Below are 24,028 nucleotides of genomic sequence, written 5' to 3'. Positions count from 1 at the left end.
CTGTGCCGGTCCGGGAGCCGTGCGGCTGGCCGGTGCCGGATCAGACCTCGTCGCGGCGGAGCGAGGGCTTGAGCTCCTTGAACCGGCCGAGGAGCCCGTTGACGAACGAGGGCGACTCGTCCGTGGAGAACTCCTTGGCCAGCTGCACCATCTCGTCGAGGACGACGGCGTCCGGGGTCTCGTCGACCCAGACCAGCTCGTACGCGCCGAGACGCAGGATGTTGCGGTCGACGACCGGCATACGGTCCAGGGTCCAGCCGACCGAGTACTGGGCGATCAGCTCGTCGATGCGCGTCGCGTGTTCCGCGTAGCCCTCGACCAGCTGCATCGTGTACTCGCTCACCGGCGGCTGCCGGGTGTCGGACCGGGAGTGCCGGATCCAGTCCGCGAGGACCGTCAGGACGTCGGCGCCGCGCTGGTCGCCCTCGAAGAGGATCTGGAAGGCGCGCTTGCGGGCCGTGTTGCGGGCAGCCACGGTTAGCTGTTCACCCGGCCGAGGTAGTCGCTCGTGCGGGTGTCGACCTTGATCTTCTCACCGGTGGTGATGAAGAGCGGGACCTGGATCTGGTGCCCGGTCTCCAGCGTGGCCGGCTTGGTGCCGCCCGTGGAGCGGTCGCCCTGGACGCCCGGCTCGGTCTCGGCGATGGTCAGCTCGACGGCGGCCGGAAGCTCGACGAAGAGCACCTCGCCCTCGTGCTGCGCGACGGTGGCCTCGAAGCCCTCGACGAGGAAGTGGGCGGCGTCGCCGACGACCTTGCGGTCGATGTGCAGCTGGTCGTAGGTCTCCATGTCCATGAAGACGAAGTAGTCGCCGTCCATGTAGGAGAACTGCATGTCCCGCTTGTCGACGGTGGCCGTTTCGACCTTCACACCGGCGTTGAAGGTCTTGTCGACGGTCTTGCCGGAGAGCACGTTCTTGAGCTTGGTGCGCACGAAGGCCGGGCCCTTGCCGGGCTTGACGTGCTGGAACTCGACGACGGACCAGAGCTGGCCGCCTTCGAGCTTGAGCACCATGCCGTTCTTGAGGTCGTTCGTGGAAGCCACGTTGCGGAATCTCCTGGACTGACGTGAGACGACTCGGGGCCGGCACTCGGCGCGAAGCTAGAGCGCCAGCAGCTCCTTGGTCGTGATGGTGAGTAGCTCGGGTCCGCCGTCCGCCTCGGGGCGCACGACGAGCGTGTCATCGATCCGGACACCGCCCCGGCCCGGGAGGTGGACCCCCGGTTCGACGGTGACCGGCACACAAGCGTCCAGTTTACCCATGGTCCCGGGGGTCAATTGAGGGTCCTCGTCGATTTCGAGTCCGACCCCGTGTCCGATGAGCGCCGGAAGGGCCGCCGCGTACCCCGCGCTGTCCAGTACCTGGCGGGCCGCGCGGTCCACGTCGCGGCAGGCGGCGCCGGGTACGAGGGACTCCCGGCCGGCCCGCTGAGCGGTGAAGACGAGGTTGTACAGCTCGATCTGCCAGTCCGCGGGAGCGGTGCCGATGACGAACGTACGGCCGATCTCACAACGGTACCCGCGGTAGGCGGCGCCGAGACAGACGGAGAGGAAGTCGCCCTCCTCCACCCTCCGGTCGGTGGGCCGGTGACCGGGCCGCCCGGCGTTCGGGCCGGTGGCGACGGAGGTGGCGAAGGCGGGGCCGTCGGCGCCGTGGTCGACCAGGCGGCGCTCCAGTTCCAGTGCGAGATGGCGTTCGGTGCGGCCGACGAGGATGGATTCCAGCAGCTCGCCGAGGGCCTGGTCGGCGATCTCCGCGCCGATGCGCAGGCAGGAGATCTCCTCCTCGTCCTTGACCACCCGGAGCTGTTCGACGGCGCCGCCGACGTTGGCCAGGCGCAGTCCCGGGGCGACCGAGCCGAGGGCGCGGTGCCGGGTCACGGTGAGGTGGTGCTCCTCGACGGCGAGGGAGTCGGCTCCCCCGGTGGCGGCGAGCCCGGCGGCCTCGACGGCGGGATCACCGCCGGTGCCGGGCACGGCGTGCACCCGCAGCGCCTCGTCGGGCCGGGTCTGCTCGCAACGGTCGTCGGGCAGCCCGGCGCACACCAGGAAGTCCTCGGCCGGGCCCAGCAGCAGTACGGCGCCCTCGGGAGCGGGGCCCGCGAGATAGCGCACATTGGCGGGCCGGGTGACCAGCGCCGCCGCGCTGCCACCCGCGTTGCAGCTTTCCCTCAGCCGCGTCCGGCGGAGCGCGTACACCTCAGACATGTCCCGAGCCTATGAGCGGTGGCCGGAAACCGCCGGTCGAGAGGTCCGAGTGGGCGGCCGGTGCGCGGCGGCGTCCCGGGGCGGCACGACGGGGTGCCGGCCCTCGGCGACGAGGCGGCCGTGGCCTGGCAGGCGCACGGCCGGCGCCGGTGGCGCCCGGGACGCCCGGGACACCGGGGACGCCACCTCAGCGAGCCGGAGACCGCGGGCCGGGCGGCCCTCAGGGCCAGGCCGACGGATCCGGCCGGGGGGGAACACACCGCGCCCGCCCGCGGCAGGCGGGCGGGCGCTGCTGGTGGGGCGGGCCGCACCGCGTGGCTCACCAGGACGGAGGGCTGGCGATGGACCTGGCGAGGACGTCGTCCAGGACGTCGGCCGTTTCCGGTATGCCGAGCTGGGAGTTGTCGATGATCGGGAGGCCCGAGCCGTACCAGCCGGCCATGCGGCCGTGGATGCGGGCGACCTCCTCGTCGCCGAGGCGGCGGTTGCCGGACCGCTCGGCGTTGCGTTCCAGGACGATGTCCAGACCGGGCAGCAGCACGACCGGCAGCAGGCCGGGCCCCACATGCCGTTTCCAGCCACCGAGGCCGACGACCGGGCGGTCGGGGAAGACGGCGTCGTCGAGAATGCAGGAGATCCCGTTGGCGAGGAAGTTGCGCGCGGCGAAGCCGCAGGTGCGGCGGGCCAGGCGGTACTGCGCCTCCGAGTGGTCGTTCCACCCGGTCTGCGGGTCGGCGAAGCCGGACCGCACCCACTCCCGTACGTCGTCCAGGCTGATGTGCGCGGTCGGCACCCGGCGGTGGTCCGCCCAGTACTTGGCGACGCTGGTCTTCCCGGCGCCCGCGGGGCCTATGAGCAGGACCGCGAGGGTCGTGCCGGCCGGGTCGGCCGCCGCGGGGGCCTGCGGGGCACGGGGCATGGCGACGGGGCCGCCGGGCGGCAGCGGCACATGCCCGGTGGTGTCCGGTGGCGGATGCGGGGACTGCGGGACGCCCGGGGGCTGCGGCGCCGGTCCGGGATAGCCGGGGGCCGGCGGCGGCCCGGGCACCGGGGCGGGCCCCTGGTGCGCTCCCGGGGGGTGCGCTCCCGGATGATGTGCGGCCGGTGACCAGCCGTCGGCCGGTCCGTGCCCCGGTCGGTGGGGCGGCGGCAGCGGAGAACCCACTGCGTGCTGCATCCGGTGCCACTCCGTCTCGGTCTGCTGGGCTCGGTCCACTCGCCGCGGGCGACAAGCGCTGAGGGCAGGGTGGCCCCCCGCGCTCTCCGACAGCCTAGAGCGTCGGAGCGGCTGTTCGAACGGTTACCGCCCCTGCCGCTGTCCGGTGAACGGCCGAAAGTGGCCCTGAGTGCCCTGACCCGCCGGGCCGATCACCCGGCGAGGCAGGGAGCCCGCCCCCGCCGGGCATCGGTCTGCCCGGCGGGGGCGGGTCCGCGGGTGCTACTCCGCGATTTCTCCGTACGCGGCGAGCAGCACCGCCGGGTCCGGGCCCTCCAGCACGGTGGGCTTGGCGAGGCCGTCGAGGACGATGAAACGCAGCAGGTCACCGCGTGACTTCTTGTCGACCCTCATGTTCTCCAGCAGCCTGGGCCACTGGTCGTGGCGGTAGTGCAGGGGCAGCCCGACCGATTCGAGGACGGCGCGGTGCCGGTCGGCGGTGGCGTCGTCCAAGCGGCCGGCGAGCCGGCCGAGTTCGGCGGCGAAGTGCATGCCCACCGACACCGCCGCGCCGTGGCGCCACTTGTAGCGCTCGTTCTTCTCGATGGCGTGCCCGAGCGTGTGACCGTAGTTGAGGATCTCCCGGCGGCCCGCCTCCTTCAGGTCGGAGGAGACGACGTCGGCCTTGACCCGGATCGAGCGCTCGATGAGCTCGGCGGTGTGCGGGCCCGCCGGGGTGCGGGCGGCCTGCGGATCGGCCTCGATCAGGTCGAGGATCACCGGGTCGGCGATGAAGCCGGCCTTGATGACCTCCGCCAGCCCGGAGACGTAGTCGTTGGTCTGGAGGGAGTCCAGGGCGGCGAGGTCGCACAGCACGCCGGCGGGCGGGTGGAAGGCGCCCACGAGGTTCTTGCCCTCGGCGGTGTTGATGCCGGTCTTGCCCCCGACGGCCGCGTCGACCATGGCCAGCACCGTGGTCGGCACCGCGATCCAGCGCACCCCGCGCAGCCAGGTGGCGGCCACGAACCCGGCCAGGTCGGTGCTGGCGCCGCCGCCCACGCCGACGATGACGTCGGTGCGGGTGAACCCGGACTGGCCCAGCGCCTTCCAGCAGTAGGCGGCGACCTCGGCGGTCTTGGCCTCCTCCGCGTTCGGCACCTGGATGGCGATGGCCTCGTAGCCCTGCTCGGCGAGATCGGCGCGGAGCGCCTCGCCGGTCTCGGCCAGGGCCTCGGGGTGCACGACCGCGACCCGCTTGGCGGCGGTCCCGATCAGCCCGCCGAGCTCACCCAGGAGCTGCCGGCCCACCAGGACCTCGTACGGGTCGGTGCCCGCGGTGCCCCCGATGTGGATCCGCGTCACTGCCTCGCTGCTCATGCTTGCTTCATCTCCAGTGCGTCCAGGGCGGAGCGGGTGACCTCTTCCGGCGTGCGGCCGTCCGTGGCCACGACGACCGTGGCGGCCTCCTCGTACAGATGGCGCCGGGCCTCCATCAGCTCGCGCCACTGCTTGCGCGGATTGACGGCGAGCAGCGGCCGGGCGACGTTGAGGCCGGTGCGCTTGACCGCCTCCTCGACGTCCATCGACAGGTAGACGACCCGCTGCCCGGCGAGCAGCGCGCGCGTGTCGGCGTCGAGGACGGCGCCGCCGCCCAGGGCCAGGACGCCCTCGTGCTCGGCGAGCGCGGTGCGCACCGCCTGCTTCTCGAGGGTGCGGAAGGCGGGCTCGCCCTCGTCCACGAAGATCTCGGCGATGCTGCGGCCCGTCCCGGCGACGACGTCCTCGTCGGTGTCCCGGTAGCCGACGCCCAGGTGCTCGGCCAGCAGGTGCCCGACGGTGGACTTGCCGACGCCCATCGGGCCGATCAGCACGATCAGAGGAGTCACCGGATGGCCAGGTTCTCGAGGTAGGAGGTCACATTGCGGCGGGTCTCGGGGACGCTGTCGCCGCCGAACTTCTCCGCCACCGCGTCCGCGAGGACCAGGGCGACCATGGCCTCGGCGACGATGCCGGCCGCCGGTACGGCGCACACGTCGGAGCGCTGGTGGTGGGCGGCGGTCTCCTCGCCGGTGACGACGTCCACGGTCTTCAGCGCCCGCGGCACGGTCGCGATCGGCTTCATCGCCGCCCGTACCCTCAGCAGCTCACCGGTGGTCAGGCCGCCCTCGGTGCCGCCGGAGCGGCCCGAGGAGCGCTTGATGCCCTCGTCGGTGGCGACGATCTCGTCGTGCGCCTTCGAGCCGGGCACCCGGGCCAGGTCGAAGCCGTCGCCGACCTCCACCCCCTTGATCGCCTGGATGCCCATGAGGGCGGCGGCCAGCCGGGCGTCGAGCCGCCGGTCCCAGTGCACGTGCGAGCCGAGGCCGACCGGTACGCCGTACGCCAGCACCTCGACGACTCCGCCGAGGGTGTCGCCGTCCTTGTGGGCCTGGTCGATCTCCGCGACCATCGCCTTCGACGCGTCCGCGTCCAGGCAGCGCACCGGGTCCTCGTCCAGCCGCTCCACGTCGGCCGGGGCCGGGTACACGCCGTAGGGGGCCTTGGCGGCCGCGAGCTCCACGACGTGGGAGACGATCTCGATGCCGGCCGTCTCCTTCAGGTACGAGCGGGCCACGGCGCCCAGCGCCACGCGGGCCGCGGTCTCGCGCGCGGAGGCCCGCTCCAGGATCGGACGAGCCTCGTCGAAGCCGTACTTCTGCATGCCGGCGAGGTCGGCGTGGCCGGGGCGCGGGCGGGTCAGCGGGGCGTTGCGGGCGAGGCCGGCCAGCACCTCGGGGTCGACCGGGTCGGCCGCCATGACCTGTTCCCACTTCGGCCACTCGGTGTTGCCCACCATGACCGCGACCGGGGAGCCGAGGGTGAGGCCGTGCCGCACGCCGCCGAGGAAGGTGACCTCGTCCCGTTCGAACTTCATCCGGGCACCGCGGCCGTAGCCCAGCCGCCGCCTCGCGAGATGGTCCGCCACCATGTCCGTGGTGATCGGCACGCCGGCGGGAAGACCCTCCAGCGTCGCGACGAGTGCGGGACCGTGGGACTCCCCCGCGGTCAGCCAGCGCAACCTGCTCAACGGTGCTCCTTCATGCTCGCGCCCGGCACTGCCCTGCGCACGCGGCGTCGCGTACGGCTGTGGCGCGACGGGGTGCGCGGCCCCGGCCCGCCACGTCCGATCCTCCCACGTTCGGGCGGCGTGTCCGGTCGCCGGTCCATCAGTCGGACGAGCGGCGACGGGGCGGGAGGGCCGCCGGTACCAGGGTTCTGGCGGACCGGGGCCCCCGGTCCGGCGGCCCCGGTCTCCGGCGGCCGGTCCTGGGCGTCAGGCCCGGCCGTCACCCGGACGCTGCTGCCCGGGCGCGTAGGACCCGAGGAAGTCGGCACCGCTCTGCCCCGCCGTGACCTGCGCGGGAGCGTGCGGTGCGGGCCGGCCGGCCTGGCCGGGCTGCGGCGCGTACTGGCCCAGGTGGTCGGCTCCGCTGCCCTGTCCGTACTGGGCTGCCGCGTGGACCGGCCGGCCCTCGCGGGTGGCGCGCCGGTGTGCGACCCTGTGCCTGATCTTGACGGCCCAGGACGCGACGACGACGAGAACGATCAGGGCCAGCACCGTGATCTGCACCCAGTCGGGCAGGAAGCCCAGCACGGACTCGAAGATCTGGGACTTCACGGATGCCAGTGGCGTGCCTGCGGACATGAACGCGTACCCCTCCCCCGGTTCCGCCCCCTGCGGAACCGGACGGGATCCTAGCGGGCCGCGAGCGCCCGCTCTCCTGCTTTTCGCATGGCGTCCAGCGGGGCCGGAGAGCGTCCCGTCATCTGCTCGACCTGGAGCACCGCTTGGTGCACCAGCAGGTCGAGGCCGCCGACCACCGCGCCGCCGTACGCCGACCAGCGGGCCGCGAGAACGGTCGGCCAGGGGTCGTAGAGCACGTCGAAGAGGGCCGCGGGACGTTCCGGGACGGCCCGGGCGAGGCCGTCGGTGACGCCTGCCGGGGTGGTGGTGACCACCAGCGGGGCGTGCAGGGCCTGCTCGGCGTCGCCCCAGTCGGCGATGCGTACCGCCACGTCCAGGCGTTCGGCCCACTGCCGCATCTCGGCGGCGCGCGCGGTGCTGCGCACGTAGACGACGATCTCGCCGGCGCAGATCCGGGACAGCGCGGCGAGCGCGGACGACGCGGTGGCTCCGGCACCGAGGATCGCGGCGGTGTCCACCTTGTCGATGCCGTGTTCGCGCAGTGCGGCGACCATGCCGGGGATGTCGGTGTTGTCGCCCGTCCGGCGGCCGTCCTCGGTGAGGACGACGGTGTTGACCGCGTCGACCGAGGCCGCGGTCTCGCTGATCCCGTCCAGCAGCGGGATCACGGCCCGCTTCAGCGGCATGGTCAGCGACAGCCCGGCCCAGTCGTCCCCGAGCGTCTCGAAGAAGTCCGGCAGGGCCTGCTCGTCGACGTCGAAGCGGTCGTACGTCCAGCCCTCCAGCCCCAGCTCCGCGTAGGCGGTGCGGTGCAGCACCGGGGAGAGGGAGTGGGCGATCGGGGAGCCGAGGACGGCGGCGCGGCGGGGTGCGGCCATCAGTTGCCCCTCGACGCGTTCCACTTGTCGACCAGCTTCTGGTGCTCGGCGTTGGTCTTGGTGAACTCGCTCGTCTTTCCGTCGAGCGAGATGAAGTAGTACCAGCCCTCGTCCGTCGGACTGAGCGCGCCCTTGATGGCGTCCTCGCCCGGGTTGCTGATCGGTCCGGGCGGCAGGCCCTTGTAGAAGTACGTGTTGTAGGGGTTGTCATAGTTCCTGAGCTCGCTGAGGCTCAGGTCGAGCTTGCTCTGGTTCTTGACGTAGTTGTAGGTGGAGTCGAACTCCAGCATGCCGTTGGTCTCGGTGTTGCCCGGCTTGAGCCGGTTGTAGATGACCTCGGACATCTTGCGGAAGTCGCTGTGGCTGGTGCCCTCGGCCTGGACGAGACTCGCCACGGTGACCAGCTGCCACGGGTCCTCGAGCCCGAGGCTCTCGGCTTTCTTCTCGACACCGAGCTTCTCGTAGGTCGCTGTGGCCTGCTCGACCATGCCCTTCAGCACGTCCTCGGGCGTCTGCCCCTTGGACACGCCGTAGCTGGAGGGGAACAGGAACCCTTCCAGCGGGTCCTTGACGTCCCCGCCGTTCACCGCCCAGTCGGGCAGGCCGAGCTTCTCCCAGTCCGCCTTGGCGACCTTCGCGGTGGTCCCGTCCTCGACCTTGAGGCGCTTGTCGATGAGTTTGTAGATGTCGGCGTTGCGAGCGCCCTCGATAATGACCAGGTTGCTGCGGCTCTTCGGGCTGAGCATCAGCTCGACCGCGCTCTCGGCCGACATCTCCAGCTCGAGCGTGTAGACGCCGTCCTGGATCGTCTTGCCCTGCGCGTTGCCGGCCTGGGCCGCGACGAAGGCGTCGACGCTCTTGACCACGCCTTCCTTCTTGAGCACCTGGCCGATGGCGTACCCGGTCGAGCCCTTGGGGATCGTGACGGTCACCTTCTCGCCGTTCCCGTCACCGGCGAAGTCCGGGGGGCTGCCGAAACGATCCTTGACGAACTGCCAGCCGACATAGCTCACACCGGCCACACCGCCGCCGAGGACCACCACCACCACGAGGCAGGCGAACCCACTGCGTCGCTTCTTGTCCTTGGCACCCTTGCCGCCCTTGCCGCCCCTGGCGCTTTTGCCCCGGCGGTCGCCGCGACCGCCCGGCTCGTCGGCCTCGTCCTCGTCGTCGCCCGAGAAGAAGGCGTGCTCCCCCTGGTCCGGTCCCGGATCCCAGTCGGTCCGCGACTCCGGTTCCTCGTCCCGCTCCGGCCGCCGTTCGGGCTCGGCGCCGCGCCGGGCGGGCGGCTCGGGCGGCGGGTAGGCCTCGGAGGTCGCGTAGTAGTCGGACTGCTGGGCACCGTACGCCCCGCCCTGCTGCCCGTACGGGTCCGTGGGGTCGGCCGCCGCGTACGGGTCCTGCGGGTGGCCGTGGGCGCCGGTCTGCCAGCCGCCCGTGTCGTACTGCTGCTGGTCCGGGTGCTGCTGGTCCGGGTGCTGCGCCTGCTGGGAGGCGTACTGCTGACCGTAGTGCTGCTCGCCGTACTGCTGCTGGTCGTACTGCTGGTGACCTTGCTGTGGGTGACCCTGCTGCTGGTCGTACTGCGCGTACTGCTGCTGCCCGTACCCGCCCTGCTGCTCGGCGGTGCCCCAGTCGCCGTACTGCTGCTGGTGCTGCTGCGGCTGCTGCGGGTAGTGCTGCGCCTGGCCGTCGTAGGGGGGCTGCTGACCCTGCTGGGTCTGCTGCCCTGCCCATCCGCCGTCCCCGTACAACGGGTCGTCCGGATGCCACGGTTCGGAGCCTCGGCCCCGGCCATACTCAGTCATCGATCCCCTAGAGCCGCGAGGCGGCGGTCACGCGGCTGTGGGGGTGGCCGGCGTCCGTTCCGCCTCTCTTTTGCGGCGGCTGTTCGAACACCACCGCATCGCGCGGAACGTTACCGTACCGCGATCACCTCTCCACTTCGACGCCCTCACCGGGTGCATTGCCTGACACCCGTTCGGATTCAAGGGCCTGCTGGAGGATGATCACGGCGGCGGCCTGGTCGATGACGGAACGTCCCTTCTTCGACTTCACGCCCGAGGCACGCAGCCCCTGGCTCGCCGTCACCGTCGTCATGCGCTCGTCGATGAGGCGCACGGGCACCGGTGCGATCCCGCGGGCCAGTTCCTGCGCGAAGCCGCGGACCTTGACCGCGGCGGGGCCCTCTCCCCCTTTGAGGGAGCGGGGGAGGCCGACGACGACCTCGATCGGCTCGTACTCCTCCACGAGCAGGCGAAGGCGCCGGTGGGCCGCCGGGACGTCCCGGCCGGGGACGGTCTCGACCGGGGTGGCGAGGATCCCGTCGGGGTCGCACGAGGCGACCCCGATCCGGGCGTCCCCGACGTCGATCGCGAGCCGGCGGCCGCGGCGCATGGCCCGGCCGCCCGAGGGATCGTTCACCGGTCCGCTCACTTGGCCGTGTCCGCCACGAGCCGCTCGACGGCGTCCGCGGCGTCACCGATGGCGGCCGGGTTCTGGCCGCCGCCCTGGGCGACGTCCGGCTTGCCGCCTCCGCCGCCGCCGAGGGTCTTGGCGGCGGCGCGGACCAGGTCACCGGCCTTGAGGCCGCGTTCGCGGGCGGCCTCGTTGGTGGCGATGACCGTGAGGGGCTTGCCGTTGACGGTGGTGAACAGGGCGACGACGGCGGCCCGGCCGCCCTGGATCCGGCCGCGCACGTCGAGCACCAGCTTGCGCAGGTCGTCGGCGGTGGTGCCGTCCGGGACCCGGCCGGTCACCAGGGCGACGCCGTGGACGTCCTTGGCGGACTCGGCGAGGCCTCCGGCGGCCTGGAGCACCTTCTCGGCGCGGAACTTCTCGATCTCCTTCTCGGCGTCCTTGAGCTTGCCGAGCATGGCGGAGACCTTCTCCGGGAGCTCCTCCGGGCGGCCCTTGATCAGCTCCTGGAGCTGGGCGACGACCGTGTGCTCGCGGGCGAGGAAGTTGTAGGCGTCCACGCCGACCAGGGCCTCGATGCGGCGCACACCGGAACCGATGGAGGACTCGCCGAGCAGCTTCACCAGGCCCAGCTGGGCGGTGTTGTGCACGTGGGTGCCGCCGCACAGCTCCTTGGAGAAGTCTCCGATGGTCACCACGCGCACGCGCTCGCCGTACTTCTCGCCGAACTCGGCGATGGCACCCTGCTTCTTCGCCTCGTCGATGCCCATGACGTCGGCGCGCACGTCCAGGTCGCGGGCGAGCACCTCGTTGATCTTCTGCTCGACATCGGTCATCACGGCCGTCGGAACTGCGGACGGCGAGCCGAAGTCGAAGCGGAAGCGGCCGGGCTGGTTCTCGGAACCGGCCTGGGCGGCCGTCGGGCCGAGGGCGTCGCGCAGGGCCTGGTGGGTGAGGTGGGTGGCCGAGTGGGCGCGGGCGATGGCCTTGCGGCGGCGCTCGTCGATGGAGGCGTGGGCCTTGGCGCCGAGGGTGATCTCGCCGACCTGGACGACGCCCTTGTGCACGTAGACGCCCGGGACCGGCTTCTGGCAGTCGCGGATCTCGATGACGGCGCCGGAGTCGGCCCTGATCCGCCCGGTGTCGCCGATCTGGCCGCCGCCCTCGGCGTAGAAGGGGGTGCGGTCGAGGACGATCTCCACCTCGTCGCCCTCGGTGGCGGCCGGGGAGGAGACACCGTCGACCAGGATGCCCACGACGGTGGACTCGCCCTCGGTGTCGCTGTAGCCGGTGAAGTCGGTGGCACCGGCCCGGTCGGCGATCTCGCGGTAGGCACCGAGGTCGGCGTGGCCGGTCTTCTTGGCCCGGGCGTCGGCCTTGGCCCGCTCCCGCTGCTCCTTCATCAGGCGGCGGAAGCCGTCCTCGTCCACGGAGAGGCCCTGCTCGGCGGCCATCTCCAGGGTGAGGTCGATCGGGAAGCCCCAGGTGTCGTGCAGCAGGAAGGCCCGGTCGCCGGACAGGACCGTGCCACCGGACCGCTTGGTCTCGGTGACGGCGGTGTCGAGGATGTTGGTGCCGGCCTTCAGCGTCTTGAGGAAGGCGTTCTCCTCGGCGACGGCGACCTTCTCGATCCGCTCGCGGTCGGTGACGAGCTCGGGGTACTGCTGTCCCATCATGCCGATGACGACGTCGACCAGGTCCTTGACGACCGGGCCGGTGGCGCCGAGGAGGCGCATGTTGCGGATGGCGCGGCGCATGATGCGGCGCAGCACGTAGCCGCGGCCCTCGTTGCCGGGGGTGACGCCGTCGCCGATGAGCATGACCGAGGTGCGCATGTGGTCGGTGACCACGCGCAGCGAGACGTCCGAGTCCTGGGCGTCGCCGTAGCGGACCCCGGTCAGGGCGGTGGCCTTGTCGATGACGGCCATGGAGGTGTCGATCTCGTACAGGTTCTGCACGTCCTGCAGAATCATGGCGAGCCGCTCGAGGCCGAGACCGGTGTCGATGTTCTGGCTCGGCAGGTCTCCGAGGATCGGGTAGTCCTTGCCCGGCCCCTCGCCCCGCTCGTACTGCATGAAGACGAGGTTCCAGATCTCCACGTACCGCTCGTCGTTGACGGCGGGGCCGCCCTCGGCGCCGAACTCGGGGCCGCGGTCGTAGTTGATCTCGGAGCAGGGACCGCAGGGGCCGGGGACGCCCATGTCCCAGTAGTTGTCCTTCTTGCCCAGGCGCTGGATGCGCTCGGCGGGCACGCCGACGACGTCGCGCCAGATGCGCTCGGCCTCGTCGTCGTCCTTGTAGACGGTGATCCACAGGCGCTCGGGGTCGAGGCCGTAGCCGCCGTTGTCCTGGGAGCTGGTGAGCAGCTCCCAGGCGAGCTTGATGGCGCCTTCCTTGAAGTAGTCGCCGAAGGAGAAGTTGCCGCACATCTGGAAGAACGTGCCGTGCCGGGTGGTCTTGCCGACCTCTTCGATGTCCGGCGTGCGCACGCACTTCTGGACGCTGGTGGCGCGCGCGAAGGGCGGCTTGACCTCACCCAGGAAGTAGGGCTTGAAGGGCACCATGCCGGCCGGGACGAGCAGCAGAGTCGGGTCGTCCGCGATGAGCGACGCCGAAGGGACGACGGTGTGCCCGCGCTCCTCGAAGAAGCTCAGCCAGCGGCGGCGGATCTCGGCCGACTCCATCAGTGGTCCTCATTCCGGTTGTACGGGTTCGTCAGGTACGCCGAGCCCTCGGCGTACCGCGGGTTGTTCTTCGGGCTGTTCCGGTTCTCGATGGCGGCGTACCGGCCGGAGCTCGGGAGTTCCCGGTCGACGGGGGCGTCGAGGCCGAGGGCGTCGCCCAGTTCGGCTTCGCGCCGGGCCATGTTGTCGCGGACGTCGAGTGCGAAGTCCACCGCCCGGTCCTTGATGCGGCCGCCTGCTTCGATCGCCTTGTTCGCCGCGGTCGCGGCGAGGCTCTCGGGCGTCAGCTGCCTCAGTTTCCGGTTGACCTTGGTGGTGGCCCACACACCTGCGGCGACGCCGGTGGTGAACCAGAACGTACGGCGGAACATCGCTGGGTCAGTCCTTCTTTCCCCGGGTGCGCCTCGCCCGCCGCGTGCCCGGGACGGTGCGGCCCACGATCACGGTGCGGCCCGGCGCCTTCGCGGGCTCGGTCCTGGCGGAGTCCGCCCTGGCGGGCGCGTCCTCCCTGCGTCCGCTGACGGCCCGGCGGACGCCGTAGCCGAACGCGGCGACCTTGACCAGCGGGCCGCCGAAGGTGGAGGCGACGGTGGTCGACAGGGCGGAGGCGTTGGAGGTGACCTCCTGGACGTCGGAGGCGATCGCGTCGACCCGCTCGATCTGGGTCTGCGCGGAACGCACCGCGGTGGAGGCGTCGGCCAGCAGCGGGACGGCCTGGTCGGTCACGTCCGCCACGAGCTTGGTGGTCGCCCGGAGCGTCTGGGCCAGCCTCGCCAGTGCGACGGCGAGGAAGGAGACCAGGATCGCCCAGAACACGGCCACCAGGATTCCGGCCACCTCTCCACCGGACACTGTGCGCACCTGCTCCCTGAGAAACGTGCCTGAACATCGAGAAAATCGTGCACCGAGCCTATCGCGCCACCGGCGGGACTCCGTACCGGATTACCGCCCGCCGCGGGCGGAGTCGGGGGAAGCGATTGTACGGACTGAACACGGTTCAGTACGCTCCGTGTTCCATGGGGGACATTGGGTGCGACGGCGCTCCGGCGGACGGCGGCCCGCCGCGGGGCGTGGAGGGCAACCTGCCGCTGGAGCCGGACGCGTTCGTGGGCCGTGCGGCGGAACTGGACGAACTGTCCCGGGCCCTTGCCGCTTCGCGGCTGGTGACGGTGACCGGGTCCGGCGGGGTCGGCAAGTCGCGGCTGGCCGCCCGGGCGGCCGCGCGGTGCGCGCCGCGGGACGGGGTCTGGCGGGTGGAGCTGGCGGCGCTCGGGGACGCGGAGTTCGTCGACCACGTGGTGGTGGAGGCGCTGGGCCTGACGGACCACACCACCCGGCTGCCGCGCGAGACGCTGCGGGGACATCTGGCGGAGCGCCGGCTGCTGCTGGTACTGGACGGGTTCGAGCACCTGGTGGACGCCTGTGCCGAGCTGGTGGCCGATCTGCTGCGCCGGGCGCCGGGGCTGCGGGTGCTCGCCGTGGGACGCCGTGCGCTGTCCGTGGCCGGGGAGCGGCTGGTACCGCTGGCTCCGCTCGGCGAGGACGAGGCGGTCCGGCTGCTGGCGGTGCGGGCGGGGCAGCGTGCGGTGGGTGCCGGGGACGAGGGGCAGATGCGGGAGCTGTGCCGGCGTCTCGACGGCATCCCGCTCGCGATCGAGCTGGCCGCCGGCCGGCTGGGCGCGCTGTCGCCGGGGCAGGTGCTGGAGCGGCTCGGCGACCGGTTCCGGCTGCTGACCGGCGGCGGCCGGGACGCCCTGCCCCGGCACCGGACGCTGCGGACGGCGATCGGCTGGAGCCACGAACTGTGCACGCCCGAGGAGCGGTTGCTGTGGGCACGGCTTTCGGTGTTCGCGGGGCACTTCGACCTCGAGGCCGCCGAGTACGTGTGCGGGGGGAACGGTCTGGCCGCCGGGGACGTCCTCGACGTCCTGTCGGCGCTGCTCGCGCAGTCGGTGGTGACCCGCGAGGAGACCCCGGCCGGGGCGCGCTACCGGATGCTGGACACGCTGCGCGCGTACGGCGCCGAGTGGCTGGAGAGCGTGGGCGACGCGGAGCGGCTCGCGCGGCGGCACCGGGACTGGTACGTGGGACTCGCCACCTGGTGCGAGCTGGACTGGTTCTCGTCCCGGCAGCGTGAGATCGCCGCGCGCGTCGAGGCGGATCTGCCGAATCTGCGCCGTGCCCTGGAGGTGGGCCTGACGGACCCGGACGAGGCGCATCTGGGGCAGCACCTGGCGGGCTCGCTGTGGTTCTCCTGGGTGGGCTGCGGGCGGCTGGCGGAGGGCCGGCACTGGCTGGAGCAGGCGGTGCGGATCGACTCCGGTCATGAACAGCCCCGGCTCAAGGCCCTGTGGGTACTCGCTCACGTGGCGATCCTCCAGGGCGACACGGTGCCCGCGCTGGCCGCGCTCCAGGAGTGCCGCCGTCAGGCGGAGCGGGCGGCGAACCCCGCGGCGCTGGCGTACGCGGAGCACCGCGCCGGCTGCCTGGCGCTGATCACGGACGACGTGCCCCGCGCGGAGACGCTGCTGCGCTCGGCGCTGGAGCGTTACGAGGAGATCGGGGAGCTCAACAGCAATGTGCTGATGGCCCGGATCGAGCTGGCGATGGCCCGCGCCTTCCAGGAGGACCTGCCGGACGCGGTGCGGATGTGCGAGGACGTCCGCCGGGTGTGCGAGGAGCACGGCGAGCGGTGGGCCCGCACCTACGCGCTGTACGTGCTGGCGTACGCGGCCTGGTGCGAGGGCGATCCGGCCAGGGCCCGGGAGCTGCTCACCGACTCCCTGGACGGCGCCCACGGCTTCAGCGACCTGCTCGGTTCGGTGCTGGCGCTGGAGCTGCTCGCCCTGGTCACGGTGGCGGAGGGGAAGGCGGCCGAGGCGGCGGTGCTTCAGGGGGCGGCGGACCGGATGTGGCTGTCGGTGGGGCTGCGGCTGTTCGGTTCGGCCCACTACAACACGCCGCACGAGCTGTGCGAGGCGCTGGCCCGGGAGCAGCTGGGCGACGAACGGTACGAGGAGAGCGTGCGGCGGGGGGCGCGGCTCGGCCGGGACGAGGCGGTCCGCCGGGCGCTGCGCGGGGCCGAGGCGGGTGATCCGGCGCCGGGCGGGAGCGTACGGCGGGCGGCGGCCGGGGCGCCCACGCAGCAGCCCGCCGTCTCGCCCACCCGTAAGGGCGGGGAGACGGCGGGCTGAGTCACCGCGCGCCTGCTGGGGTCAGCGGGCGTAGTACTCGACGACGAGCTGCTCGTCGCAGATCACCGGGATCTCCTTGCGGTTCGGCTCACGGTCCAGGCGGAACGCCAGGGACTTGAGGTTCACCTGGAGGTAGCGCGGGGTCTCGCCGTCGGGGGCGAAGCCACCCTCGCGGGCGATCGTGAACAGCGTCTTGTCCTTGCTGCGCTCACGGACCTGCACGACGTCGTCCGGGCGGACACGGAAGGAGGGCTTGTCGACCTTCTTGCCGTTGACCTGGATGTGGCCGTGGGTGACCATCTGGCGGGCCTGGTAGATCGTGCGGGCGATGCCCGAACGCAGGACCAGGGCGTCGAGACGGCGCTCGAGCTCGATGACGAGGGCGTCACCGGTCTTGATCGTCGTCTTGGCGGCACGCTCGTACGCGCGGACGAGCTGGCGCTCGCTGACGTCGTACTGGGCGCGCAGACGCTGCTTCTCCAGCAGACGGACCTTGTAGTCCGAGTTCTGCTTGCGGCCGCGGCCGTGCTCACCCGGCGGGTAGGGGCGGGCCTCGAAGTACTTGACGGCCTTCGGGGTCAGTGCGATACCCAGGGCACGCGACTTCTTGACCTTGGGGCGGGGCTGATTCGCCACTGTATCTGTCTCTTTTCCAAAGTTTCCGGCTCACCAGGGTTAAGGGAGGTCGCATCCGCAGTCGGGGAAACCCCGCGGGTCCGCTCGGGACCTGCCGGGCAGCCGCTCCCCTGGTCTGGGCACATACGTGCAGCACGCGAGTGGCCCACCGGCCGGTCCCGGGACTCCGGGTGGTGGTGGGCTGCCCGCGACACCGTTCGACGGTGCGCGACGCTCCTGGATTCCCTGCCCCGGGGGGCGGGTCTCCGGCTGGATGTCCCGCTCTGGTGGTGCCGGTTTCCCTTGCGGGGCCGGACGCGGGACGCAGCTTCGGCAGATTCTACAGGGTGCTCACGGTTGCTTCCGACCGAGGTGCTTCCTGGTCCACTCGACCGCGTCGGCGTACCGGGCCTCGGCGCCGTGCCGGGAGGGGTCGTAGTACGCGCGGTCCTTCAGGGCGTCCGGGGCGTACTGCTGCTGGGCGATGCCCTCGGGCAGGTCGTGCGGGTACACGTACCCCTGGGCATGGCCCAGCTTGGCCGCGCCCTTGTAGTGCCCGTCGCGCAGATGGGCCGGCACGGGCCCGGCCAGTCCCTTGCGGACGTCGTCGAGGGCGGCGCCGATCGCGGTGGTGGCCGCGTTGGACTTGGGGGCGAGGGCGAGGGCGATGGTGGCGTGGCTGAGAGTGAGGGCGGCCTCGGGGAAGCCGATCATGGCGACGGCCTGGGCGGCCGCGACCGCGATGGGCAGCGCGTTCGGATCGGCGAGGCCGATGTCCTCGCTGGCGGAGATCATCAGGCGGCGGGCGATGAAGCGGGGGTCCTCGCCGGCCTCGATCATCCGGGCGAGGTAGTGCAGGGCGGCGTCCACGTCGGAGCCGCGGATGGACTTGATCAGGGCGCTGGCGACGTCGTAGTGCTGGTCGCCGGAGCGGTCGTACTTCACGGCGGCCCGGTCGACCGTCTCCTCCAGGGTGGCCAGGGAGATCTCCGTCTCGCCCTTGTCCAGCGCGGCCCCCGCGGCGGCCTCCAGGGCGGTCAGGGCGCGGCGGGCGTCCCCGCCGGCGATGCGCACCAGGTGGTCGCCGGTGTCCTCGGGGAGGGTGAGGGCGTCCTTCAGGCCCCGCTCGTCGCCGAGCGCCCGGTGGAGCAGGTCCCGGATGTCGTCGTCGGTGAGGGGTTCGAGGGTGAGCAGGAGCGAGCGGGACAGCAGCGGGGAGATGACCGAGAAGTAGGGGTTCTCGGTGGTCGCGGCGATCAGCGTGACCCAGCGGTTCTCGACCGCGGGGAGCAGGGAGTCCTGCTGGGCCTTGCTGAAGCGGTGGATCTCGTCGAGGAAGAGGACGGTCTCCTTGCCGTACCCGCCGGAGGCGCGGCGGGCACCGTCGATGACCGCGCGGACCTCCTTGACGCCCGCGGTGATCGCCGACAGTTCGACGAAGCGCCGGTCGGTGGCCCTGGACACGACGTGCGCCAGGGTCGTCTTGCCGGTGCCGGGCGGTCCCCACAGGAACACCGAGGACGGGCCCGCGGGGCCGGAGGCACCCTCGCCGACCAGCCGGCGCAGGGGTGAGCCGGGCTTCAGCAGATGCTGCTGGCCCACCACCTCGTCAAGGGTGCGCGGGCGCATCCGGACGGCGAGAGGGCTGCCGGTCGGGTCCTTCTCCTGGCGGTCTTCGGCTGCGGCGGTGAACAGGTCGGGCTCCACACCGAAACCCTAAAGGACCGCACCGACAACGCGGTCGGCGCGGTCCTGGTGACCCCGGGGCCGGTGCGGTACCGGCGGTCAGCTGGTCCAGAACTCCCACCAGCGGGTCAGGATCAGCATGCCGATGATGCCGATGTGCAGTACGGGCATGACCCAGGTGAACTCGTCGAAGAAGCTCTTGACCCGGCCGGGGGCGGGCAGGAAGCCCTTGCGGACGTTGAACGACGTGACGTACCAGAACATGATGATCGTGGCGACCCAGGCCAGGCAGCACCACAGGCACAGGGCGTTGATCCGGTACAGGGACTGGGCCATCAGCCAGGCGCAGAAGACGGTGCCGAAGAGGGTGCCCGCGTTGAGGGTGAGCCAGTACCAGCGCGGGAAGCGGGCCCCGGCGAGCAGGCTCATGCCCACGCAGACGACGATGCCGTAGGTGACGAGGCCCAGCATCGGGTTGGGGAAGCCGAAGACGCTCGCCTGGTCGCTCTCCATCACGCTGCCGCAGGAGACCACCGGGTTGAGGCTGCAGCCGGGGACGTACGTCTCGCCCCTGACCTTGGCCTCGAGCAGCTTGAACTTGTCCAGTGTGATGACCCACGCGGCGAGCACACCGGCGGCACCGGTGATGACCAACAGCAGGGCGAACGCACGGCCGGCGCCCTCGCGCACCGGCCCGGCGGCCGGCCCCTGCGCGGGGTCGGGCTCGGTGGAGATGTCCTTCACTGTCGTGTTGCTCATCACGCCGATTCCGTCACTGGAGAGTGTGGACCTGCTTCGGGCAGGGTCATTGTGCCGTACGTGACTGTGGGTTCACCGTCCACCGGCCACAAGAACGTATGAACAGTCCCCCGCGGGCGTACGGTTTCGGCCGCAGTATGTGCCCCGGCCGTACATACACTCCAGCCTAAAACCCCGATCGAGGGAATCGCCGTTCACAGGGTTGACGTGACGAGGCCGTGGCGACGCCGAAGGCGCCGGGCCCGCTGGGGCACACCGGCGCCTTCATGTACGTGAGGGGAAGGACGGGTCAGCCGCGCCGGGCCTCCAGCTCGGCCACGATCTCGTTGACACCCACCGCGGTCTGCTCGCCGGACTCCATGTCCTTGAGCTGGACGACGCCCTCGGCGAGATCGCGCTCGCCGAGCACCAGGGCGTAGCGCGCGCCCGAGCGGTTGGCCGCCTTCATCGCCGCCTTCAGTCCCTTGCCGCCGTAGGCGAAGTCGGCGGCGACGCCGTTCTTGCGCAGTTCGGTGACCTTGGCGAACAGCACCCGGCGCGCCTCCTCGCCGAGCGGGACGGCGAACACGCTGGTGGTGGCCGGGAGCTCGAGTTCGACACCCTCCGCCTCCAGGGCCAGCACGGTGCGGTCGACACCGAGCGCCCAGCCGACGGACGGCAGCGCGGGGCCGCCGATCATCTCCGAGAGACCGTCGTAGCGGCCGCCGCCGCCCACCGCGGACTGGGAGCCCAGACCGTCGTGGACGAACTCGAAGGTGGTGCGCGTGTAGTAGTCCAGCCCCCGCACCAGCCTGGGGTCGTCCTCGAAGGCGACGCCCGCGGCCGTGACCAGCTCGCGGACCTCCTCGTGGTACGTCTTGCAGGCGTCGCACAGGTAGTCGCGCAGCAGCGGGGCGCCGGTCAGCTGCTTCTGCACCGCCTCGCGCTTGTCGTCCAGGATGCGCAGCGGGTTGATCTCCGCGCGGCGCAGGGTGTCCTCGTCCAGGTCCAGTCCGCGCAGGAAGTCCTGGAGCGCGGCCCGGTAGACGGGGCGGCACTCCTTGTCGCCCAGGGAGTTCAGCAGGATGCGGAATTCGCTGAGCCCCAGGGAGCGGTACGCCTGGTCGGCCAGGATGATCAGCTCGGCGTCGAGCGCCGGGTCCTCGGCACCGATCGCCTCGGCGCCGACCTGGGAGAAGTGACGGTAGCGCCCCTTCTGGGGGCGCTCGTAGCGGTAGTACGAACCGGAGTACCAGAGCTTGACCGGGAGGTTGCCCGCCTTGTGCAGGTTGGCCTCCAGGGCCGCGCGCAGCACGGAGGCCGTGCCCTCGGGCCGCAGGGCGAGCCGGTCGCCGCCCTTGGTCTCGAAGGCGTACATCTCCTTGGTGACGATGTCGGTGGACTCACCGACACCGCGCGCGAACAGTTCGACGTTCTCGAAGCCGGGCGTCTCGATGTAGCCGTAGCCGGAGCCGCGCAGCGGGGCGGCGATGGCCTCGCGGACGGCGAGGTACTTGGCGCTGTCCGGCGGGATCAGGTCGTAGGTGCCCTTGGGGGCCTTGAAGGTGCTCACGGAAGGTCTTGTCACATTCCTCGTCGGGGAGCGTCGGCGGCGCCGCGTCCTTGGCGGCCTGCCGCCACCTGCCGCAGATACGGGTTGGTGGCGCGCTCCTGGCCGATGGTCGTCTGGGGGCCGTGTCCGGCCAGCACCACGGTCGAGTCGTCGAGCGGCAGGCACACGCGGGCCAGCGAGTCGAGCAGTTCGGCCGTGTCACCGCCGGGCAGGTCGGTGCGTCCGACGGAGCCGGCGAACAGCAGGTCTCCCGAGAAGAACACCGGCGGGATGTCCGCCGCCTCGGGCAGGCCGAAGGTCACCGACCCCTTGGTATGGCCCGGCGCGTGCGCGACCGTCAGCTGCAGCCCGGCCAGGTCGAGCTTCGCTCCGTCGGCCAGTTCCTTGACGTCGGCCGGTTCCCCGACGGTCAGCTCGCCCATCAGCGGCATGCCGATGGTGCGGCCGATGCCCTTCTCGGGGTCGCTCATCATGTACCGGTCGTCGGGGTGGATCCAGGCCGGTACGTCGTGCGCCCCGCACACGGGGACGACGGAGGCCACGTGGTCGATGTGTCCGTGGGTGAGGACGACGGCGACGGGCTTCAGCCGGTGCTTGCGGACCGCCTCCTCGACTCCGGGGGCGGCCTGATGGCCGGGATCGATGATCACGCACTCCTCGCCGGCGGCGGGGGCGACGAGATAACAGTTCGTCCCCCAGGCCCCGGCGGGGAACCCGGCAATGAGCACGTTCGTCCTTCGTTGTGTCGGTACGGGAGGCTTGTCACGGGGCTTCGCCCGTGGTCAGAGCCTACCGGCGCTGCCGTTTCCTCAGCCAACCCATATACGGTACGGGGCACACGCAGTCAGTCGGTCCGCCGCCCGCACGCGTATTCGGTCGGCACACGAGAGGCATGAGGAGTCACCCGGTGGTCAGCCAGGAGCAGCGGCGGCGTCAGCTCGCCCGGGAGAAGTTCTTGCGGCAGCAGCAGCGGCGTACCGAGGCGCGCCGCAAGTCGCGGGTCCGCAACTCTGTGATCGCGTCCGTCCTCGGTGTGGTCCTGGTCGGCAGCCTCGGGCTGTACACGGCCGGGGCGTTCGACCGGGACGAGGACACGTCCAACGCGAACGCGGAGGTCACGCCCAGCGCCGAGGCGCCGAGCAAGGCGCCCGACCCGTGCGAGAAGCCCGCGGAGGGCAAGGTCGCCTCGAAGACCTGGAAGAAGGAGCCGGCGCTCTCCGTCGACAAGTCGGCGAAGTACACGATGACGCTCGAGACGACCTGCGGCACCATCGACATGGCGCTGAAGGCGTCGGCGGCCCCGCACACCGTCAACTCGTTCGAGTTCCTCGCCGGTGAGGGCTACTTCGACCACAGCAGGTGCCACCGGATCACCACCAACGGCATCTACGTGCTGCAGTGCGGCGACCCGACGGCCGCCGGCACCGGCGGCCCCGGCTACACGATCCCGGACGAGAACCTGAAGGACAAGAGCCTCAAGGACAACACCTACCCGGCGGGCACCGTCGCCATGGCGAACACCGGGCAGAAGGACAGCGGCGGCAGCCAGTTCTTCCTGGTGTACGAGGACAGCCCGCTCCCGCCGAGCTACACGCCGTTCGGCACCGTCTCGGAGGCGGGCCTGAAGGTCCTGAAGAAGATCGCCGGAGCCGGGGACACCACCGGAGCGGGTGACGGACCCCCCAACGCGACGGTCGTGATCAACAAGGCGACCGTCACGAAATCCTGACTGCCCAGCCGGGGAATTTCGGTCGCGCGGGATGCGGACAGGCATCCCGTCGGTCGCCTAGATTGGCCGTGACGAAAACTGTGGACGATGCCCGGGGGCAGCAGAGCCCTCCGCAGGCATCATGTGGAGGAGGCGCTGTGAGCAGCGACCCGTGGGGCCGCGTCGACGAGACGGGGACCGTGTACGTGCGTACGGCCGACGGAGAGCAGGTCGTCGGTTCCTGGCAGGCGGGCTCCCCCGAGGAGGCTCTGGCCTACTTCGAGCGCAAGTACGAGGGCCTGGTGGTCGAGATCGGCCTCCTCGAGAAGCGAGTGAAGACCACCGACCTGTCCTCGAAGGACGCCATGACGGCGATCGGGCACCTGCGGGAGCAGGTCGACGCCCATCACGCGGTCGGTGACCTGGCCGCCCTGCGGGTGCGGCTGGACAAGCTCGTGGAGCTGGTGGGCGCCCGGCGCGAGGAGCGCAGGGCACAGCGGGCGAAGCAGTCCGACGAGGCGCGCCACGCCAAGGAGGCGCTGGTCGCCGAGGCGGAGGAGCTGGCGGGCTCGGACCAGTGGCGGGCGGCCGGTGAGCGGCTGCGGGCGCTGGTGGACACCTGGAAGGGCCTGCCTCGGCTGGACCGCAAGTCCGACGACGAGCTGTGGCACCGCTTCTCGCACGCGCGGTCGGCGTTCTCCAAGCGGCGCAAGCAGCACTTCGCGCACCTGGACGCGCAGCGCGAGGAGGCCCGCAAGACCAAGGAGCGTCTGGTCGCCGAGGCCGAGGGGCTGTCGAAGTCGACGGACTGGGGTGTGACGGCGGCGCGCTACCGGGACCTGATGTCGGAGTGGAAGGCCGCGGGCCGCGCCCAGCGCGAGCACGAGGAGGACCTGTGGAACCGCTTCCGCGGCGCCCAGGACGTCTTCTTCGCCGCCCGCGGCTCGGTCTTCGCCGAGCGTGACGCGGAGCAGACGGAGAACCTCAAGCTCAAGGAGGAGCTGGCCGGGGAGGCCGAGAAGCTCCTGCCGATCACGGACCTGAAGGCCGCCCGCGCCGCGTTCCGCGCGCTCAACGAGCGGTGGGAGGCCATCGGCCATGTGCCGCGGGACGCCCGGCCGAAGGTCGAGGGCCGGATGCACGCCGTGGAGCGGGCCATGCAGGAGGCCGAGGAGGCCGAGTGGCGCCGGACCAACCCGGAGGCACGCGCGCGTGCCGAGGGTCTGACCGGCCAGCTCCAGGCCGCCGTGGACAAGCTGAAGGGCCAGATCGAGCAGGCGCGGGCGCAGGGCAACGACGCCAGGGCCCAGAAGCTCGAGCGGGAACTGGAGGGCCGCCAGGCGCTCCTGGACCAGGCCCTGAAGGGCCTGCAGGAGTTCGGCGGCTGACGCCGGGGCCGGGGGGGGGGGGGGGGGGGCCGCCCCCCCGGGGGGGGGGCCCCCCCCGCGCCCCCCGCCCCCCCCCGGGGGGGCCCCCCGGGGGCCG

The 24,028-nt window shown here is 71.8% G+C and carries 22 protein-coding genes; 3 read left to right on the top strand and 19 right to left on the bottom strand.

The window, feature by feature from the left end; all coding sequences use genetic code 11:
- Nucleotides 1-40: 40 nt before the first annotated feature.
- The 14 genes from nusB to ACIF80_RS21035 form a co-directional block, all read right to left on the bottom strand.
- A complete protein-coding gene (gene nusB, locus ACIF80_RS21100; RefSeq protein WP_399806664.1) occupies nt 41-475 on the bottom strand; it encodes a transcription antitermination factor NusB in 435 nt (144 codons plus the stop codon).
- Between the two features lie 2 nt (nt 476-477).
- Nucleotides 478-1,044 (bottom strand): elongation factor P, encoded by a 567-nt coding sequence (efp, locus tag ACIF80_RS21095; RefSeq protein ID WP_399806661.1) that lies wholly within the window; start codon nt 1,042-1,044, stop codon nt 478-480.
- Between the two features lie 57 nt (nt 1,045-1,101).
- On the bottom strand, nt 1,102-2,208 hold the full coding sequence (locus tag ACIF80_RS21090; protein ID WP_399806658.1) for an aminopeptidase P family protein: 1,107 nt from the start codon (nt 2,206-2,208) through the stop codon (nt 1,102-1,104).
- Between the two features lie 319 nt (nt 2,209-2,527).
- A complete protein-coding gene (locus ACIF80_RS21085; RefSeq protein ID WP_399806655.1) occupies nt 2,528-3,385 on the bottom strand; it encodes a Pro-rich N-terminal domain-containing protein in 858 nt (285 codons plus the stop codon).
- Nucleotides 3,386-3,646: 261 nt separating this feature from the next.
- Nucleotides 3,647-4,741 (bottom strand): 3-dehydroquinate synthase, encoded by a 1,095-nt coding sequence (gene aroB, locus ACIF80_RS21080; protein WP_399806653.1) that lies wholly within the window; start codon nt 4,739-4,741, stop codon nt 3,647-3,649.
- Complete coding sequence (locus ACIF80_RS21075) at nt 4,738-5,220, bottom strand: shikimate kinase (protein ID WP_399806886.1); 483 nt, start codon at nt 5,218-5,220, stop codon at nt 4,738-4,740. The genes aroB and ACIF80_RS21075 overlap by 4 nt, the downstream gene beginning before the upstream one ends.
- Before the next feature lie 26 nt (nt 5,221-5,246).
- Complete coding sequence (gene aroC, locus ACIF80_RS21070) at nt 5,247-6,431, bottom strand: chorismate synthase (RefSeq protein ID WP_399806651.1); 1,185 nt, start codon at nt 6,429-6,431, stop codon at nt 5,247-5,249.
- Between the two features lie 246 nt (nt 6,432-6,677).
- The gene (locus ACIF80_RS21065) at nt 6,678-7,049 is read right to left on the bottom strand and encodes a hypothetical protein (protein WP_399806649.1); all 372 of its coding nucleotides are present in this window, start codon (nt 7,047-7,049) and stop codon (nt 6,678-6,680) included.
- A 50-nt stretch (nt 7,050-7,099) separates the two neighbouring features.
- Nucleotides 7,100-7,927: a shikimate dehydrogenase gene (locus ACIF80_RS21060; protein WP_399806647.1), complete on the bottom strand. Its 828-nt coding sequence runs from the start codon at nt 7,925-7,927 to the stop codon at nt 7,100-7,102.
- Entirely contained in the window at nt 7,927-9,735 is a 1,809-nt protein-coding gene (mltG, locus tag ACIF80_RS21055) for an endolytic transglycosylase MltG (protein WP_399806645.1), read from the bottom strand. Before mltG ends, ACIF80_RS21060 begins: the two co-directional genes overlap by 1 nt.
- Before the next feature lie 124 nt (nt 9,736-9,859).
- The gene (gene ruvX, locus ACIF80_RS21050; RefSeq protein WP_399806884.1) at nt 9,860-10,324 is read right to left on the bottom strand and encodes a Holliday junction resolvase RuvX; all 465 of its coding nucleotides are present in this window, start codon (nt 10,322-10,324) and stop codon (nt 9,860-9,862) included.
- A 35-nt stretch (nt 10,325-10,359) separates the two neighbouring features.
- Entirely contained in the window at nt 10,360-13,029 is a 2,670-nt protein-coding gene (gene alaS, locus ACIF80_RS21045) for an alanine--tRNA ligase (protein ID WP_399806642.1), read from the bottom strand.
- A complete protein-coding gene (locus tag ACIF80_RS21040; protein ID WP_399806639.1) occupies nt 13,029-13,400 on the bottom strand; it encodes a hypothetical protein in 372 nt (123 codons plus the stop codon). Before ACIF80_RS21040 ends, alaS begins: the two co-directional genes overlap by 1 nt.
- Nucleotides 13,401-13,407: 7 nt before the next feature.
- Nucleotides 13,408-13,881, bottom strand: coding sequence for a DUF948 domain-containing protein (locus ACIF80_RS21035; protein WP_399806637.1), 474 nt, complete (start codon nt 13,879-13,881; stop codon nt 13,408-13,410).
- Nucleotides 13,882-14,045: 164 nt separating this feature from the next.
- Here ACIF80_RS21035 and ACIF80_RS21030 point away from each other — a divergent pair, with 164 nt between their 5' ends.
- Nucleotides 14,046-16,223, top strand: coding sequence for an ATP-binding protein (locus ACIF80_RS21030; RefSeq protein WP_399806634.1), 2,178 nt, complete (start codon nt 14,046-14,048; stop codon nt 16,221-16,223).
- Between the two features lie 21 nt (nt 16,224-16,244).
- On the opposite strand, the gene rpsD is transcribed toward ACIF80_RS21030, so the two are convergent.
- From rpsD to ACIF80_RS21005, 5 genes are all read right to left on the bottom strand, one after another.
- Nucleotides 16,245-16,859, bottom strand: coding sequence for a 30S ribosomal protein S4 (gene rpsD, locus ACIF80_RS21025; RefSeq protein ID WP_055573891.1), 615 nt, complete (start codon nt 16,857-16,859; stop codon nt 16,245-16,247).
- 330 nt (nt 16,860-17,189) lie between these two features.
- Nucleotides 17,190-18,545, bottom strand: a complete 1,356-nt coding sequence (locus ACIF80_RS21020; RefSeq protein ID WP_399806631.1) for a replication-associated recombination protein A — start codon at nt 18,543-18,545, stop codon at nt 17,190-17,192.
- 78 nt (nt 18,546-18,623) lie between these two features.
- Complete coding sequence (locus ACIF80_RS21015; RefSeq protein ID WP_399806629.1) at nt 18,624-19,283, bottom strand: vitamin K epoxide reductase family protein; 660 nt, start codon at nt 19,281-19,283, stop codon at nt 18,624-18,626.
- 289 nt (nt 19,284-19,572) lie between these two features.
- Nucleotides 19,573-20,835 carry a histidine--tRNA ligase gene (hisS, locus tag ACIF80_RS21010; protein ID WP_399806626.1) on the bottom strand — a complete coding sequence of 421 codons (1,263 nt, stop codon included), beginning with the start codon at nt 20,833-20,835 and terminating at the stop codon, nt 19,573-19,575.
- A gap of 11 nt (nt 20,836-20,846) precedes the next feature.
- Nucleotides 20,847-21,563: an MBL fold metallo-hydrolase gene (locus ACIF80_RS21005; RefSeq protein WP_399806624.1), complete on the bottom strand. Its 717-nt coding sequence runs from the start codon at nt 21,561-21,563 to the stop codon at nt 20,847-20,849.
- Between the two features lie 179 nt (nt 21,564-21,742).
- Here ACIF80_RS21005 and ACIF80_RS21000 point away from each other — a divergent pair, with 179 nt between their 5' ends.
- Complete coding sequence (locus tag ACIF80_RS21000; RefSeq protein WP_399806621.1) at nt 21,743-22,564, top strand: peptidylprolyl isomerase; 822 nt, start codon at nt 21,743-21,745, stop codon at nt 22,562-22,564.
- Between the two features lie 137 nt (nt 22,565-22,701).
- Nucleotides 22,702-23,931 carry a DUF349 domain-containing protein gene (locus ACIF80_RS20995; protein ID WP_399806619.1) on the top strand — a complete coding sequence of 410 codons (1,230 nt, stop codon included), beginning with the start codon at nt 22,702-22,704 and terminating at the stop codon, nt 23,929-23,931.
- Nucleotides 23,932-24,028: the final 97 nt, after the last annotated feature.

It is taken from the genome of Streptomyces sp. NPDC085927 (assembly GCF_044540975.1).
Lineage (GTDB): Bacteria > Actinomycetota > Actinomycetes > Streptomycetales > Streptomycetaceae > Streptomyces > Streptomyces hirsutus.
The sequence above is the reverse complement of the archived record's forward strand: the minus strand, read 5'-3'. Positions and strand labels throughout refer to the sequence as shown.

Coding starts and splice junctions, on each gene's coding strand:
- ruvX (WP_399806884.1), bottom strand. CDS start 10,324: ATGCGCCGCGGCCGCCGGCTCGCGATCGACGTCGGGGACGCCCGGATC.
- ACIF80_RS21040 (WP_399806639.1), bottom strand. CDS start 13,400: ATGTTCCGCCGTACGTTCTGGTTCACCACCGGCGTCGCCGCAGGTGTG.
- ACIF80_RS21030 (WP_399806634.1), top strand. CDS start 14,046: ATGGGGGACATTGGGTGCGACGGCGCTCCGGCGGACGGCGGCCCGCCG.
- ACIF80_RS21090 (WP_399806658.1), bottom strand. CDS start 2,208: ATGTCTGAGGTGTACGCGCTCCGCCGGACGCGGCTGAGGGAAAGCTGC.
- aroB (WP_399806653.1), bottom strand. CDS start 4,741: ATGAGCAGCGAGGCAGTGACGCGGATCCACATCGGGGGCACCGCGGGC.
- alaS (WP_399806642.1), bottom strand. CDS start 13,029: ATGGAGTCGGCCGAGATCCGCCGCCGCTGGCTGAGCTTCTTCGAGGAG.
- ACIF80_RS21085 (WP_399806655.1), bottom strand. CDS start 3,385: ATGCAGCACGCAGTGGGTTCTCCGCTGCCGCCGCCCCACCGACCGGGG.
- ACIF80_RS21075 (WP_399806886.1), bottom strand. CDS start 5,220: ATGGGCGTCGGCAAGTCCACCGTCGGGCACCTGCTGGCCGAGCACCTG.
- ACIF80_RS21015 (WP_399806629.1), bottom strand. CDS start 19,283: ATGAGCAACACGACAGTGAAGGACATCTCCACCGAGCCCGACCCCGCG.
- ACIF80_RS21065 (WP_399806649.1), bottom strand. CDS start 7,049: ATGTCCGCAGGCACGCCACTGGCATCCGTGAAGTCCCAGATCTTCGAG.
- ACIF80_RS21060 (WP_399806647.1), bottom strand. CDS start 7,927: ATGGCCGCACCCCGCCGCGCCGCCGTCCTCGGCTCCCCGATCGCCCAC.
- mltG (WP_399806645.1), bottom strand. CDS start 9,735: ATGACTGAGTATGGCCGGGGCCGAGGCTCCGAACCGTGGCATCCGGAC.